Annotated in this window: 14 protein-coding genes; 8 read left to right on the top strand and 6 right to left on the bottom strand. The window is 68.1% G+C overall.

From position 1 onward, the window contains the following. Positions 1 to 5: 5 nt before the first annotated feature. On the bottom strand, positions 6 to 2,327 hold the full coding sequence (locus AC1RB9_RS21655; protein ID WP_003454664.1) for a DEAD/DEAH box helicase: 2,322 nt from the start codon (positions 2,325 to 2,327) through the stop codon (positions 6 to 8). A gap of 325 nt (positions 2,328 to 2,652) precedes the next feature. Between AC1RB9_RS21655 and AC1RB9_RS21650 the strand changes: the two genes are divergently transcribed. The 5 genes from AC1RB9_RS21650 (at position 2,653) to AC1RB9_RS21630 (ending at position 6,168) form a co-directional block, all read left to right on the top strand. Then, the gene (locus tag AC1RB9_RS21650) at positions 2,653 to 2,949 is read left to right on the top strand and encodes a DUF3649 domain-containing protein (protein WP_003085639.1); all 297 of its coding nucleotides are present in this window, start codon (positions 2,653 to 2,655) and stop codon (positions 2,947 to 2,949) included. Continuing rightward, on the top strand, positions 2,946 to 4,466 hold the full coding sequence (locus tag AC1RB9_RS21645; RefSeq protein ID WP_003103038.1) for a PepSY-associated TM helix domain-containing protein: 1,521 nt from the start codon (positions 2,946 to 2,948) through the stop codon (positions 4,464 to 4,466). The genes AC1RB9_RS21650 and AC1RB9_RS21645 overlap by 4 nt, the downstream gene beginning before the upstream one ends. Further along, positions 4,466 to 4,789 carry a DUF3325 domain-containing protein gene (locus AC1RB9_RS21640; protein ID WP_003114195.1) on the top strand — a complete coding sequence of 108 codons (324 nt, stop codon included), beginning with the start codon at positions 4,466 to 4,468 and terminating at the stop codon, positions 4,787 to 4,789. The genes AC1RB9_RS21645 and AC1RB9_RS21640 overlap by 1 nt, the downstream gene beginning before the upstream one ends. 85 nt (positions 4,790 to 4,874) lie before the next feature. Beyond that, on the top strand, positions 4,875 to 5,315 hold the full coding sequence (locus AC1RB9_RS21635) for a VOC family protein (protein ID WP_003085641.1): 441 nt from the start codon (positions 4,875 to 4,877) through the stop codon (positions 5,313 to 5,315). A gap of 31 nt (positions 5,316 to 5,346) precedes the next feature. Continuing rightward, positions 5,347 to 6,168 (top strand): aldo/keto reductase, encoded by an 822-nt coding sequence (locus AC1RB9_RS21630; RefSeq protein WP_003109743.1) that lies wholly within the window; start codon positions 5,347 to 5,349, stop codon positions 6,166 to 6,168. A 209-nt stretch (positions 6,169 to 6,377) separates the two neighbouring features. On the opposite strand, the gene AC1RB9_RS21625 is transcribed toward AC1RB9_RS21630, so the two are convergent. After that, positions 6,378 to 6,605: a hypothetical protein gene (locus AC1RB9_RS21625; RefSeq protein WP_003085644.1), complete on the bottom strand. Its 228-nt coding sequence runs from the start codon at positions 6,603 to 6,605 to the stop codon at positions 6,378 to 6,380. Between the two features lie 560 nt (positions 6,606 to 7,165). Here AC1RB9_RS21625 and AC1RB9_RS21620 point away from each other — a divergent pair. From AC1RB9_RS21620 to AC1RB9_RS21610, 3 genes are all read left to right on the top strand, one after another. After that, positions 7,166 to 7,561 (top strand): DoxX family protein, encoded by a 396-nt coding sequence (locus AC1RB9_RS21620; RefSeq protein WP_003106627.1) that lies wholly within the window; start codon positions 7,166 to 7,168, stop codon positions 7,559 to 7,561. A 626-nt stretch (positions 7,562 to 8,187) separates the two neighbouring features. Beyond that, complete coding sequence (ampDh3, locus tag AC1RB9_RS21615) at positions 8,188 to 8,955, top strand: N-acetylmuramoyl-L-alanine amidase AmpDh3 (RefSeq protein WP_003114198.1); 768 nt, start codon at positions 8,188 to 8,190, stop codon at positions 8,953 to 8,955. Positions 8,956 to 9,023: 68 nt separating this feature from the next. Next, entirely contained in the window at positions 9,024 to 9,497 is a 474-nt protein-coding gene (locus tag AC1RB9_RS21610; RefSeq protein WP_003085649.1) for an SRPBCC family protein, read from the top strand. Positions 9,498 to 9,548: 51 nt separating this feature from the next. Here AC1RB9_RS21610 and AC1RB9_RS21605 read toward each other — a convergent pair whose 3' ends face one another. The 4 genes from AC1RB9_RS21605 to AC1RB9_RS21590 all read right to left on the bottom strand — a co-directional run bounded on the left by AC1RB9_RS21605 (position 9,549) and on the right by AC1RB9_RS21590 (position 14,243). Next, complete coding sequence (locus AC1RB9_RS21605) at positions 9,549 to 10,865, bottom strand: Nramp family divalent metal transporter (RefSeq protein WP_003454659.1); 1,317 nt, start codon at positions 10,863 to 10,865, stop codon at positions 9,549 to 9,551. Between the two features lie 106 nt (positions 10,866 to 10,971). Next, complete coding sequence (locus AC1RB9_RS21600) at positions 10,972 to 11,673, bottom strand: haloacid dehalogenase type II (protein ID WP_003454656.1); 702 nt, start codon at positions 11,671 to 11,673, stop codon at positions 10,972 to 10,974. A gap of 30 nt (positions 11,674 to 11,703) precedes the next feature. Then, positions 11,704 to 12,951: an MFS transporter gene (locus AC1RB9_RS21595; protein WP_003085654.1), complete on the bottom strand. Its 1,248-nt coding sequence runs from the start codon at positions 12,949 to 12,951 to the stop codon at positions 11,704 to 11,706. After that, a complete protein-coding gene (locus tag AC1RB9_RS21590; RefSeq protein WP_003454652.1) occupies positions 12,948 to 14,243 on the bottom strand; it encodes a 3-keto-5-aminohexanoate cleavage protein in 1,296 nt (431 codons plus the stop codon). The genes AC1RB9_RS21595 and AC1RB9_RS21590 overlap by 4 nt, the downstream gene beginning before the upstream one ends. Between the last annotated feature and the right edge of the window lie 87 nt (positions 14,244 to 14,330).

Below are 14,330 nucleotides of genomic sequence, written 5' to 3'. Positions count from 1 at the left end.
GGCCCTCAGAGCGCCTTGGGCAAGGGCGCGAACAGCGCGTCGATATCGGCCTCGTCGAGCTTCCAGCCGTCGCCGTTGCCTTCGCTGAACAGGCCGTCGGCGAGGGCGGCCTTTTCCTGCTGCAGGTGCTGGATCTTCTCTTCCACCGTGCCGCGGGCGATCAGCCGGTAGACGAACACCGGCTTGTCCTGGCCGATGCGGTAGGCGCGGTCGCTGGCCTGGTTCTCCACCGCCGGGTTCCACCAGGGATCGTAGTGGATCACGGTGTCCGCCGCGGTCAGGTTGAGGCCGACCCCGCCTGCCTTCAAGCTGATCAGGAACACCGGCACCTTGCCGCTCTGGAAGCGCTGTACCGGGGCGCGGCGGTCGCGGGTCTCGCCGGTCAGCAGGACGTAGTCGACGCCGCGCTGGCGCAGGGCGTCCTCGATCAGCGCGAGCATCGAGGTGAACTGCGAGAACAGCAGGACCCGGCGACCCTCGGCGATCAGTTCGTCGAGCATGTCGAGCAGGTAGGCCAGCTTGCCCGAGCTGAGCGCCCGGCCGCTGCGCGCGCCGTCTTCCTGGCGTTGCAGCAGGCGCGTGTCGCAGCAGACCTGGCGCAGCTTGAGCAGCGCCTCGAGGATCACGATGCGGCTGCGCGCCAGGCCGCGCCGGGCGATCTCCTCGCGGACCTTGCGGTCCAGCGCCAGGCGCACGGTCTCGTAGAGTTCGCGTTGCGCCTCGCTGAGTTCGACGAACTGGGTGAACTCGCTCTTCGGCGGCAGTTCCGAGGCCACCTGTTCCTTGGTCCGTCGCAGCAGGAACGGCCGCAGGCGCGCGGCCAGGTGACTGAGGCGTGCCTCGTCGCCGTGCTTCTCGATCGGCGTGCGGTAGTCCTGGGCGAACTGGCGGGCGTCGCCGAGCCAGCCGGGCATCAGGAAATGGAACAGCGACCAGAGTTCGCCGAGGTGGTTCTCCAGCGGCGTGCCGGTCAGGCACAGGCGATGCCGTGCCGCCAGCTCGCGGGCGGCGACGGCGGCCTTGGTGGTGGCGTTCTTGATGTTCTGCGCCTCGTCGAGGATCAGCAGGTGGAACCGCCGCTTGCCCAGCTCGGCGGCGTCGCGTGGCAGCAGGGCATAGGTGGTCAGCACCAGGTCGTGCTCGTCGATGCGGGCGAAGTCGCGGCGCCGGCCGGCGCCGTGCAGGGCCAGCACGCGCAGATCGGGGGCGAAGCGCTCGGCCTCGTCCAGCCAGTTGGGGATCAGGCTGGTGGGCATCACCACCAGCGCCGGCGTGTCGAGCCGCCCGGCCTGCTTTTCCAGGAGCACGTGGGCCAGCGACTGCAAGGTCTTGCCCAGCCCCATGTCGTCGGCCAGCACGCCGCCGCTGTCGAGTTCGCGCAGGGTCTGCATCCAGCTCAGGCCTTCGAGCTGGTAGGGCCGCAGTTCGGCGCGCAGGCCTTGCGGCGGGGTCGCCGGACGAGCCTGGAAACTGCGTAGGCGGCGGGCGAAGTCGCGCAGGTTGTCGCCGCCTTCCCAGGCCAGCGGCAACTCGTCGAGATCGGCCAGGCGCGCCGCGTCCGGTGCGCCCAGGCGCAGCTTGCGCTGCGGTTCGGGGTCGCCCAGGTAGAAGTCGGAAAGCGCCGCCAGCACCGGCTTCAGGCGGCCGAAGGGCAGCGCCACGCGCAGCGGCGGGTTGAGTTCCAGGCGCAGCACCAGTTGCTCTTCGTCGGCGTGCCGGGCGAGGGCGCGCGGATCGAGCAGGGCCGGGCTGCGGCGGATCAGTTCGGTCAGCGCCGGCAGCAGGCTGACCCGCTGGCCGGCGACCTGGATGCCCAGTTCCAGCTCGAACCACTGGCGGTCGTCGGCTTCCTCGACCTCGGCGTACCAGGCGTCGATGGGCGTCAGGTCGTAGGCGAAGTCGGCGCGGATGTCGATGAACCAGCCTTGCTGGCGCAGGCGCGGCAGGTCGTCCTGCATGAAGTGCAGCCAGGCGTTGTCGCCGGGCAGTTCGAACATCTCGCCGGCGCTCTCCTCGAGCGCGTCGCTGCGCCGGGTCGCCGGCTTGAAGCCGAGGCGGCGCAGGGTCTCGCGGTAGTCCTGCTCGTGCGCCGGACGCCGTTCGATACGCCGCTGGGCGTCCCGTGGCTCGCTGCCGGGACGCCCGGAAACCGCCTCGCCGGCATAGATGAAGGCCAGCGCCGCACGGTGCCGGGAAATGCTCTGCATGCGTCCGCTGCGCAGGTCGTAGCCGCTGTGCACGTGGCTGCCGAGGGTCAGCCGCGCATACGGCCGGGCCGGGTCGATGGCCAGGCTGAGCTGGGTGTCTGGGGCGGAGGGTGAAGTCATCCGGTATGTCCTTCGGCGAAACCAGCCGAAACCGCAAACAGCCGATATTACCAAGCTCGGCGCGCTTGCGCAGAGCGGAGATGGACGTATGGCGCGGCGGACGAATGCGACGGGATACGACCCGCACTCGTCGGACCCCGGCAATCCCTGGCGCGACGCGACCTGGCGGTCGTCCGGAGCAAGTACAAATGCGAACGTAATTGAGATACAGTCGCAAACCTTCCGAATCGACGACCGCCTCGCCACCCGCGAGCGCGGCGTCGCCGTGCCAGCCAGACGAGGTAGCGACGATGCAAGGCCCAGTTTCCACCCGGGACGCCGCCCCATGACCAGCCAGGCCCTGGCCGGCGGACTGTCCGTCACCGGCCGCATCCTCGTCGCGGTGCTGCTCGGCTACGCGCTGGCCTACGCGGTCACCGCCTGCCTGAGCATCTACCTGCCGCTGCCGCGTCCCGACCGGGTCTCGTTCGGCAGCCTCGGCTGCTTCGCCGTGTGGGTCGCGGCCATCGTCTACGCCTTCGCCGCGCGCAGCGCCTGGCGCGCCTGCTGGGTGCTGGCGCTGGCCAGCCTGGCGCTGGGCGGCCTGGCCTGGCTCGGCCTCGACTACGGAGCGCGTCCATGAACCTGCGTCAATCGATGTCCGGCCTGCATACCTGGTCGGGGCTGCTGGTCAGCTGGCTGCTGTTCGTCATCGTCTTCGCCGGCAGCCTGGCCAGCTTCGACAAGGAGCTGACCCGCTGGATGCAGCCGGACCTGCACCTGCCCGGCGCGCAGTCGCTGGGCGCCGACCAGGTGCGCGACTGGTTGCGCCAGCGCGCCCCCGATGCCCATGCCTGGTGGATGCTGCCGCCGAGCGAGCGGGCGCCCTACTGGAACGCCGGCTGGGAGCCGCGCGACGGCAGCGAGTTCAAGGTCTTTCAGCTGGACGCGGTGAGCGGCCAGCCGCTGCCGAAGACAGTCGGCGGCGAGTTCTTCTTCACCCTGCACTACGACCTGCACGCCGGCATGGTCGGCCTGTACATCGTCGGCATCGCCGGGATGCTGATGCTGGTGGCGCTGGTCAGCGGGACCATCGTGCACCGGCGGATCTTCAAGGACTTCTTCACCCTGCGCCCGCAGGCGGCGCGGCAGCGCGCCTGGCTCGACGCGCACAACGTGCTGGGGGTGATCGGCCTGCCGTTCCACCTGATGATCGCCTACACAGGCCTGGTGATCTTCATCGTCTACTACATGCAGGCGGGCCTGCAGGTGGTCTACCAGAACGATGGCGAGCGCTTCTTCCATGAAGTGCAGGGCTCCTACGAACGCGAGGAGGTCGGCCGCCCGGCGGGGCCGCCGGCGTCCATAGACGGCCTGATCGTCGAGGCCGGCAAGGTCTGGGGCGACGGCGGCGCGCCGGGCTGGATCAGCGTCCACCATCCCTATGACGAGGCGGCCACCGTGGACATCCGCCGGCGCGACGCCTCGCGCATCCTCGACGACCAGCGCACGGTCAACTTCGATGCCTCCAGCGGCGAACTGCTGCATGCCCAGCCGTCCTATGCGCCCGGCTACGCCACCTACGGCTGGCTGACCGGCCTGCACATGATCCAGTGGGGTGGCCAGTTGGTGCGCTGGATGTACCTGTTGCTCGGGCTGTCCGGGGCGATGATGATCTTCGGCGGGTTGCAGGTCTGGCTGGCCAAGCGCGAGGTCCGCGGCAGTCGTGGCGTTGGTCTGGTGCGGGCGCTGAACCTGGCGGTCTGCGGCGGCCTGCCGCTGGCCAGCCTGGCGCTGCTGTGGGGCAACCGCCTGCTGCCGACGCAACTGGCCGGCCGCGACACCTGGGAGATCCGCGTGTTTTGCGCCAGTTGGGCGCTGGTCGCGCTGTGGGCCATCGTCCGCCGCAACAGCGGGACCCTCGGTCGCACGCAACTGCGCCTCGCCGCCGTGCTGGCGCTGGGCCTGCCGCTGCTCGGCCTGCTGCGTAGCCCGGAAGGCAACCTGTTGGCCAGCCTGCAGCGCGGCGACTGGGTGCTGGCCGGCGTCGACCTCAGCCTGCTGGGCCTCGGCCTGCTCTGCGCCTGGCTAGGTTGGCGACGTCGGCAAGCGTCGAGCAAGCCCGTCCGGCGACGCCTGAACGTCCAGGAGGTGGCCTGATGCTGCTGGTCTTCGGCCTCAACCTGCTGGCTTTCACCGCTCTCTGCCTGGCCATGAACCGCCACCACAAGAACCTCCTCGGCCACGAGCCGTCGGCTCCCCGGGTGCTTCTGCTACGCGGCGTGGCGCTGCTCGACCTGGGCCTGGCACTGGCCTTCTCGATCCACCGGCAGGGCGTGGAGATCGGCATCGTCTTCTGGTCCTGCCTGCTGATGCTGGCGGCCGGCACGCTGGTCCTGCTGCTCGCCTGGCGGCCACGCTGGGCATTGCCTTGCGCCGCCGGAGTGCCGTTGCTCGGCGGGGTGCTGGCGCTGCTGCGCTGAAGGGCGCGCCGCCCATCCGTGCCTCGGGGGCGGTCCGGTCCAGCGTCTATGCTGGTGGTCGTGCTTTCCCCCGGAGGTATGCGCCATGCACACGCCCGCCAGCAACACCGTCGCCAGCGTCATTCCCTGCCTGCGTTACCGCGATGCGCCGGCCGCCATCGACTGGCTGTGCCGGACCTTTGGCTTCCAGCGCAAGCTGGTGGTGCCCGGCGAGGACGGACAGGTGCTCCACGCCGAGTTGACCTACGCCAGCCCGAACGGCGCCAACGGCATGCTGATGCTCGGCTCGAGCGTCCGCGACAACGCCTACGGTCGGCTGATGCGGCACGTCGACGAAGCCGGCGGCAATACCCAGAGCCTCTACCTGGTGGTCGCCGATCCCGACGCCCTGTTCCGCAGCGCCCAGGCCGCCGGCGCCGAGATCGTCATCGACATCAAGGACGAGGACTACGGCGGTCGCGGCTTCACTTGCCGCGATCCGGAGGGCCACGTCTGGAGCTTCGGCAGCTATGATCCCTGGGCATGAGGCCCCGTCCATTCACCACAGGAGACGCTGCATGAAAACGCTCACGCTGATCGATGGCCAGGAGGTCGCCGCCATCGGCCAGGGTACCTGGCATATCGGTGAGCAGCCCGGAGAACGCAAGCGCGAGGTCGCGGCGCTGCGCGAAGGCATCGAGCTGGGGATGACGCTGATCGATACCGCCGAGATGTACGCCGAGGGCGGCGCCGAAGACGTGGTCGGCGCGGCTATCGCGGGACGCCGCGAAGAGGTCTTCCTGGTCAGCAAGGTCTACCCGCACAACGCCAGCCGCAAGGGTCTGCCGGCGGCCTGCGAGCGCAGCCTGCGCCGGCTCGGTTGCGAAACCATCGACCTCTACCTGCTGCACTGGCAGGGCCGGTATCCGCTGGAGGAAACCATCGAAGCCTTCGAGCGGTTGCGCGACCAGGGCAAGATCCTGCGCTGGGGCGTGTCCAACTTCGACCTGGGCGACATGTACGAACTGGACGGCAGCGCCTGTGCCGCCAACCAGGTGATGTACAACCTGGAGGAACGCGGTATCGAATACGACCTGCTGCCCTGGTGCCAGGAGCGCGGCATGCCGGTGATGGCCTACTGTCCGGTGGGGCAGGGCGGCAGGCTGCTACGGCACCCGGCGCTCGGCGAGATCGCCGCGCGCCACGACGCCAGCAGCGCCCAGGTCGCCCTGGCCTGGCTACTGGAGCAGGGGGTGATCGCGATCCCGAAGGCGGTGACGTCCGCTCACATCCGCCAGAATGCAGCGGCGGCCGACCTGGAACTGAGCGCCGATGACCTGCGGGCGCTCGACCAGGCGTTTCCGCCGCCTACCCGCAAGCGAAACCTGGCGATCGTCTGAGTGGAGTACGGGAGAAACGGCCTGCGCTTGTTTCCCCTGGCCGCGGGAATATGACGAAGTTGGCGAGGAAATATTTAAAAAGGAATAAGTAAATATTTATTTCCTGCGTGGGAACTTTCTTCAACTTAACCTGTACTTTTCGCTGTCCCACAAAAAAGCCCCGTCGGGGACGGGGCTTTTCCTTGCATTCGCGCTGATGCTTGCATGATTCAGGCAGCCAGTGTTTTCTTGCGAACTCGATTGATCACTTCTTCCATTTTGCCGGAGTCGTCGTACTGCTCCGGATACAGGCGCTCGCTGTGGCAGGCCACGCCATGCTGGTCAACGATGGTGAAACTGAAGTTTCCTTTACGAGTTGCCTGGATCAGGCAGTCGAACGGCGCAAATGCGGCGGTTAGGGTGCGAATTGCATCCTGAGTACGATGTTGAATAGACATATTCTTATGTTCCTTTACTTTCACGCTTATGGAGCAGCGTATATTGCAAATGTTCCCGCTCCGTGACAGTGCCAAGAAAGCTTTGTGTCGGGGGAACGTACTGGTTATGCCGGCTTTTTTCGAAAAGAGCAAGCTGGCAGTTCAGGTACTAATCAGAGGATCGATTGGCAAGAAAGTTTCCAGGCCAGGATCCTGATCAATCTGCGGGTGGTATTGCGGGACGCCGGTCTTCCCATCGGCCCTGCGTGGCAGGGGATTGCTTCAGAAGAGTGGCGACCGAAGAACCATCGGAAGGCTGTAACCCTGATGGTAGAGCCCTTTTCATCTGTGGGCCCGGTCGTGGGGTAAAGCCTGATTGACTTTCAGTTTGGTACGCAGTCCCGGATTCTATGTCTTTCGACGAAGAAAGGCCAGGACATTTTTTGAGCAGATGTCGCCCCGGCGGCGGGAATGTTTGAGCATTTGTTTCGGCGGACGCCTGCCAACCGGGCAAAGGTTATGGGCCTGGCGTCGGCGGCGCGTGGCAGGATTGCCGTTCCATCGCCGCGCCGAGGTTATCCATGCCGTCGCCCGCTCGCACGCTGCTCGTGGCCTTCGTGTCCGCCTGGTTCCTGCTGGGTGGGCTGGGCCATTTCGTCTTCACCGATTTCTTCGTCGGCATCGTCCCGCCCTACGTGCCCTGGCCGCTGGCGGCGGTGTGGGTCAGCGGGGTCTTCGAACTGCTCGGCGCCGCCGCCCTGCTGGTGCCGGCATGGCGCCGGCTGGCGGCGTGCGGGCTGTTCATCCTGACCCTCTGCGTGACCCCGGCCAACCTCTACATGTGGCAGCACCCCGACCTGTTCCCATCCTTCCCGCCGACGCTGCTGGCCGCTCGCCTGGCGCTGCAGGCGTTCCTCCTCGGCTGCATCCTGGCGCTGATGCTGGCGCGGGACGAGGCGCCGCTGGCACGACGCTAGGCGCAGGCGAAAAAAAGCCACTGTGCGGGGGGGGACAGTGGCCGGGAATGCCAGGAGATGGAGGAGCAATCGGACCTGGCGTGGATAGAGTAGTAGCCGCTCTGTCGAGGGTCTGTATGGCTATTGGTGAACTTTGTGAAGAAGTGCAAAGTAGAGCGGCCAACGGACGAACGGTGTTGCACGCGGCGGGACGCTCGCGGTAGTTTTTTCCCATGATCACGTTTCCCGTGGTCGCCCTCGAAGCCCGGCCCCAGCGCCGGGCTTCGTCGTTTCTGCCCGCCGCGCAACCGGACGCAGCGGGCGGCGACCGGTGCGAAAGGCTCTGGGGTGCGCCCGCACGGCGTCCGGCCAGCTTAAAGTTCGGTTGTGCCGGGTGCTGTCATAACGCCATCGTTCAGTGGCCTCGGTGAGCCCCCGCACCCCCAGTTCGCTGGGGCTTGCCTTTGGTGTATCCCTTTTGCCCGGCCGCGTGCCGGGCTTTTTTATGCCCGGTCTTCTTCCTTCCGGTTTAGCCGGGGTCCGCGTTTCCTTGGCCGGCCCCTGAACCTCATCGCTGCATCGACGTCCCTAGCTACAGGCGAGCCTGTGGCCGGGGGCTTTCCATCATCCGCAAAAAGGTGAAAACCATGCTGACCATCGACTACAACAGCTATCGCACCACTACCCCCTACGGCAAACGCGTGCGCTTCCTGGTGCTGCACTACACCGCGCTCGACTTCGCCGCCTCGGTCAAGGCGCTGACCACCGGCGCCGCCAGTGCCCACTACCTGATCCCGGCGCCGCACGACCCCAGCTACAAGGCCGCCGGCTTCAAGGGCCAGCGCATCTTCAACCTGGTCGCCGAGGAAGACCGCGCCTGGCACGCCGGCGTCAGCGGCTGGGCGCGCCGCGACAACCTCAACGACACCTCCATCGGCATCGAGATCGTCAACCTCGCCCGCGACGACGACGGCGTGTTCACCTTCCCCGACTACGAGCGCTCGCAGATCAACGCACTCAAGCAACTGGCGAAGAACATCCTGCAGCGCTACCCGGACATGACCCCGAAGAACGTGGTCGGCCACTCCGACATCGCCGTCGGGCGCAAGTCCGACCCGGGTCCGAAGCTGCCCTGGAAGGAACTCTACGAGGCCGGTATCGGCGCCTGGTACGACGACGCTACCCGCGATCGCTATCGCGAAGGCTTCGAGCGCGACGGCCTGCCGCCGCGCGCCGACCTGCTGGAGGCGTTCCGCCTGTACGGCTATGCGCTGCCGGCGACGGTCGACGACGCCTACTTCGCCAGCCTGCTGCGCGCCTTCCAGATGCATTTCCGCCCGGAGAACTACGACGGCGCGCTGGATGTGGAGACGGCGGCGATCCTCTACGCTCTGAACGAGAAATACCCGGCCTGAGCCATCAACCGCGAGCGGCCGCCCGATGCGGCGGCCGCTCCCTTGCCCACCCCCATGGAGGACTTGCCATGACTGCCGTCGCACAGGTCGTCGCCAAGGCGGAAATGCTGATCCGCCGCCCCATCGCCGAGGTCTTCGAAGCCTTCGTCGATCCGGCCATCACCGCCAGATTCTGGTTCAGCCGCGGCGATGCCCGCCTCGAAGCCGGGAAACGGCTGCGCTGGCACTGGGACATGTACGGGGTTTCCCAGGAAATCGAAGTGAAAGACCTGCAAACGAACCGCCGCATCCTCATCGAATGGCCGAATGGCGACAGCAACCCTTCCCAGGTGGAGTGGCTGTTCGAGGAACTGCCCGGCGCCGGGACCTTCGTCAGCATCCGCAACAGCGGTTTCGTCGGCACCCCGGAAGAGGTCATCCCGCGGGTGGTAGATGCCACCGAAGGTTTCACCCTGGTGCTGGCCGGGCTCAAGGCCTGCCTGGAGCACGGTATCGCCTTGAACCTGGTGGCCGACCGTTTTCCCCGCGGTCTCGATGGCTGAGCATTGCCTGAGTGCGCGTCCCGCACCGCGCAGCGTGCCCTCAAGCAATGCTCAGCCGAACGCGAAGTCGGCCAGCAGTTGCAGGTTCAGGCCGACGATCGCCAGCGCTACCGCCCAGGCCAGCCACCGGGTCCCGGCGCCGATCGCCAGCGGGCCCATCAGGCGCCGGTCGGAAACGAACTGTAGCAGCGGGATCACCGCCAGCGGCAACTGCATCGACAGGATCACCTGGCTGAAGATCAGCAGCCGCGCGGTGCCGTCCTCGCCGTAGAGCAGGGTCACCAGCAGCACCGGCAGCACTGCGACGCCCCGGGTCAGCAGGCGCCGCGCCCAGGGCGCCAGGCGCAGGCGGAGGAAGCCCTCCATGACGATCTGCCCGGCCAGGGTGGTGGTGACCGTCGAGTTGAGGCCGGACGCGAGCAGCGCCACGGCGAACAGCAGCGAGGCGAGTTCCAGGCCGAGCAATGGCGAGAGCAGCGCGTGGGCCTGCTCGATATCGACCACTTCGGTGTGCCCGTTGCGGTGGAACACGCTGGCGGCGACGATCAGGATCGCCGCGTTGACCAGCAGCGCCAGGGTCAGCGCCAGGCTGCTGTCGGCCACCGCCCAGCGCAGCGCCTGGCGCTTGCCGGCGAGGCTGCGTGGGTAGGCGCGGCTCTGCACCAGCGAGGAATGCAGGTAGAGGTTGTGCGGCATGACGGTCGCGCCGACGATGCCGATCGCCAGGTACAGGGCAGCCGGATCGCTGAGCACCCGCGGGCTCGGCAAGAACCCTTGGAGCACCTCGCCGAGTTCGGGACGCGAGAGCAGCAACTGTACCGCGAAGCAGGCGAAGATCAGTGTCAGCAACGCCACCACGAAGGCCTCCAGCGGCCGCTGACCACGTCCGATCAGGACCAGCACCAGCAGCGCGTCGCCCACGCAGAGCAACGCGCCCCAGGCCAGCGGCAGGCCGAACAGCAGCTTCAGGGCGATGGCGGTGCCGATCACCTCGGCCAGGTCGCAGGCGATGATCGCCGTCTCGCAGGCCAGCCACAGCAGGCGGCAGGTGCTCGGCGAGTAGCGTTCGCGGCAGGCCTGGGCCAGGTCCAGGCCGCTGGCGATGCCCAGGCGCGCGGACAGCGCCTGCAGCAGCATCGCCATCAGGCTGGAGAGCAGGATTACCGAGAGCAGCAGGTAGCCCAGTTGCGCGCCGCCGGCGACGTCGGTGGCCCAGTTGCCCGGGTCCATGTAGCCCACCGCGACCAGGTAGCCGGGGCCGGCGAAGGCCAGCAGGCGGCGCCACCAGTGGCCGCCACCGGGGACTTCGACCGGCTGGGCGCGACCGGGCTCGGTGGCCTGGGGGGCCGGGGTATCCTTCGCGGACATGACGAAGCTCCTGCCGGACGCGTGCCGGCGCTGCGCGCGCCTTTCCCGGCGCGCCGTGGCGCGCGGGTTGGGCGAGCGGTTCAGGGGGCAGGAAGGAGGAAGTCGGTCAGGCCGAGGCCGCCAGTTGCCGGTGCAGGTCCGGCAGGTCGCTGGCGATCAGGTCCCAGTCCTGCTCGGCGGCGAGGTCCTGGGTCTGGCCGGGGCCGTATTCCAGCGGCCGGGCGATGAACGCGGTCTTCAGGCCGAGGGCGCGCGCGGCCTTGAGGTCGTAGTTGTGCGCCGCGCAGAGCATCACCTCCTGCGGCGGCAGGTCGAGCAGGCGGCAGGCGCCGAGGTAGACCTGCGGGTCGGGCTTGTAGTGGCCGAACAGGTCGGCGCACAGCAGCATGTCCCAGGGCAGCCCGGCGTGCCGCGCGACGTCGAGCATCAGCGCGGTGTTGCCGTTGCTCAGCGCGGCGAGCCAGTAGTCGGCCTTCAGCGCGTGCATCCCGGCGAGCGTGTCCGGCCACGGCCGCAGGCGGTGCCAGAAGCCAGTGATGCGTTGCAGCAGGGCCTCGTCCAGCGCCAGGCCGAACTCTCCGGCCAGGGCCTCGAGACTCTGCCGGTGCAACTGGTCGAGGTGCTGCCAGGGCGCCTGGCCGTTGCGTACCCGGTCCAGCGCCGGCTTGTATTGCTGGCGCCAGCGGTCGGTCAGTTCCACGCAGGGCAGGGTCCCGCCGAGTTCGCGCTCCAACGCCTGGAACTGCTCGATCAGGCTGGAACGCCAGTCCACCAGGGTACCGAACACATCGAACAGGATCGCGCGCATCGTGCCTCCTCGGCCGTGGCCGTCATCGCTTCAGTGCTTCTGTGGCAGCGCGGTGGGCAGGCCGCGGCCGCTCCAGGCGGTGACCACAAGGGCTACCGCCGCCATCAGGCAGAGCGCCAGCCAGCCGGGGACGAAGCTGTGGCTGAAGTCCTTGAGCAGCCCCAGCGCCGGCGGCGCGAGAACGATCGCCAACTGGTTGATGGCCATCGCCAGGCCGAGGGCGAAGCCGGTCTTGCCGACCGGCGCGGTATCCGCCACATAGGCCACCCAGGGACCGTACCAGCCGAAGCCGAAGAAGCCCAGCCAGGCCACTACCAGGCCCATCCCCAACGGTGATTGCAGGGGCAGCAGGACCAGCGCCAGCAGGCCGAGGATCACCGCGCCGAGGCAGACCATCACCGGGAAGTAGCGCCCGGCGCGGCAGCGGTCGCTCCAGGCGGCCAGCAGGATGCGCCCGGCGACGCCGCTGCCCTGGGCGACGAACAGCAGGGTCGCGGCCATGCCGATGCCGATCTCCAGGGTCTCGTGCAGGTAGAGCACGGTGAACACCAGGATGCCGTACTGCACCGAGATCAGCGCCACCCCGGAACAGACGATGTTCTTCATCGCCGGGTCGGTGATCATCGCCAGCCGCGACTTCACCACCGCGCCCAGGTCGCGTTCGGCGGGGTTCGCGCCGGGCGCGGGGGCGTCCGGCGGGGTGCGGTAGAAGAGCATGAAGGCCAGCGCGCCGAGGAACGCTACCAGGCCGCCGGCGAGGAATGCGCTGCGCCAGCCGTAGATCCCCGCCAGGTATGGCAGCAGCGCGGCGGACAGCGCGCCGCCCAGCGGCAGCCCGGCCTGGCGGATGCCCATGGCGAAGCCCAGCTGGGTCTTGGCGAACCAGCGTGACACCGACTTGCTGCCGCCCGGCTGCGCCGTGCTGTAGCCGGCGCCGACGACCACCAGGAACAGCAGGATGGTCAGGTAGTCGGTGGCCCACAGCGAGGCGCAGAGGGCCAGCGCGACGATCAGCGTGCCGAGGCCGACCACCAGCCGCTCGGAGTAGCGGTCGAGCAGCTCGCCGGCCACCAGCAGGCCGACGATCGGCACCAGCTGCGCCGCCGACACCAGCAGGCCGATCTGTAGCGACGAGAGTTGCAGGTCGTTCTGGATGAACACGGCGATCGCGCCGATGCCCTGGACGAAGAAGCAGGCGCAGGCCTGGGCGAAGGTGGCGATCAGCAGGATGACCCAGCGGTAGCGCTGGGTCGGGTTCGCGGCGAGGGCGGCGGTCACTGGACGAACTCCCGTGCGAGGGTGAAGTTGGCTTCGCCGAGCGGATGCAGGCGCTGCAGCGACAGGTATTCGCCGAGGGTGCGTTCCATGCCCATGCGCTGGAAGATCCGTTCGCCGTCGAGCTCGGCCTCGGCGCCGTTGGCGCGCAGTTCGTCGAGAGCCTGGCGCAGCAACTGGCAGTTGTCGCTGAGCGTCACCTGGCCGTCATCGTCCACCGCGTAGGGCGTGTCCTCCATGCCGACCCGCAGCACGTCGACCTGGCTGTCCGCCTGCGCGGCATAGGCGGCCAGCCGGCGCACCGCGCAGAGCGGGGTGCCGGCGCGAGGGCCGACGTCGAGCGGCCGGAAGTGCTGCGCGGCATGCTGCGGCATCACCGCCGCGCCGACCGTGATGCTGACCTTGCGCTTGCGCACGCCGGGTTCGCCGATGTCGTACTCCAGGCTCTTGGCGCTCTCGATCACCGCGCGGAACTGCTGGTAGGTCTCCGGGAACGGCAGGCGTGGCGAGAAGCCGAACAGCAGGATCACGTTCAACTGGCCGGAACCGCCCAGGCGCAGGCGCGGGTGCTCCACGGCGAAACGGGTCATGGCGTAGCTGCGCACATGCTGCACCCACTCCACCTCGTGGAACAGGCCGAGCTTCTGGCGCGCCTGGATGGCGTTGCGGTAGACCTGGAACTGGGTCATCGGCGAGGTCACCCCGTAGTCGGCGCCCTTGCTGGTGGAGTGGGTCTGCAACTCGGCCCTTTCCAGCGCCGTCGACGGCTGGTAGTCGCGCAGGTCGGCGAGGAAGGCCGGGCTGGAGGCATAGTCGAGGTCGAGCTTGCGCCTTTGCTTCTCCAGCTCGCAGATCACCTGCAATTCGATGGCCGCCTGGATCGTCACGAAGTGCGCACCGCCCAGGTGCAGCGGGATGGCGCAGTGGCTGACCCGCTCCCACTCGCCGAAGCGGCGGATGTTCTCCTGCACCTCGCTGCCGTTGCGGCTGGCGCCGAAGCTCAACATCAGGTCGGGGAAGCGGTTCTGCAGGGCGCGGCTGACCGCCTGGTAGATGTCGTTGTCGGTGGTCTGTTCCTGGGTCAGCGGGTTGCGCGCGTGATAGTGGTAGTAGCGGCAACCCATCTCGTAGAGCTGGCGCGCTTCGTCCAGCAGTTCGCCAGGGGCGGTGCGGATGGTGGCGCCGGTGCAGATGCTGTCGAGCAGGCGGTCGCCGGTGGCGGCGTGGTTGCGCGGGGTGAACTTGGCGCCGGTGGAGGCGCATCCGAGAATCAGGGTTTTCCGGGATCCGGTCATGATCGTCTTTCCTCCATTCATCATTCCATTGAGGGCGGAGCGGTCCGCGGGGGACCGAAAGGCTGCCCAGGGCGTCGAAAGTCGTCG

This window comes from Pseudomonas sp. 20-5, from assembly GCF_056782835.1.
The sequence above is the reverse complement of the archived record's forward strand: the minus strand, read 5'-3'. Positions and strand labels throughout refer to the sequence as shown.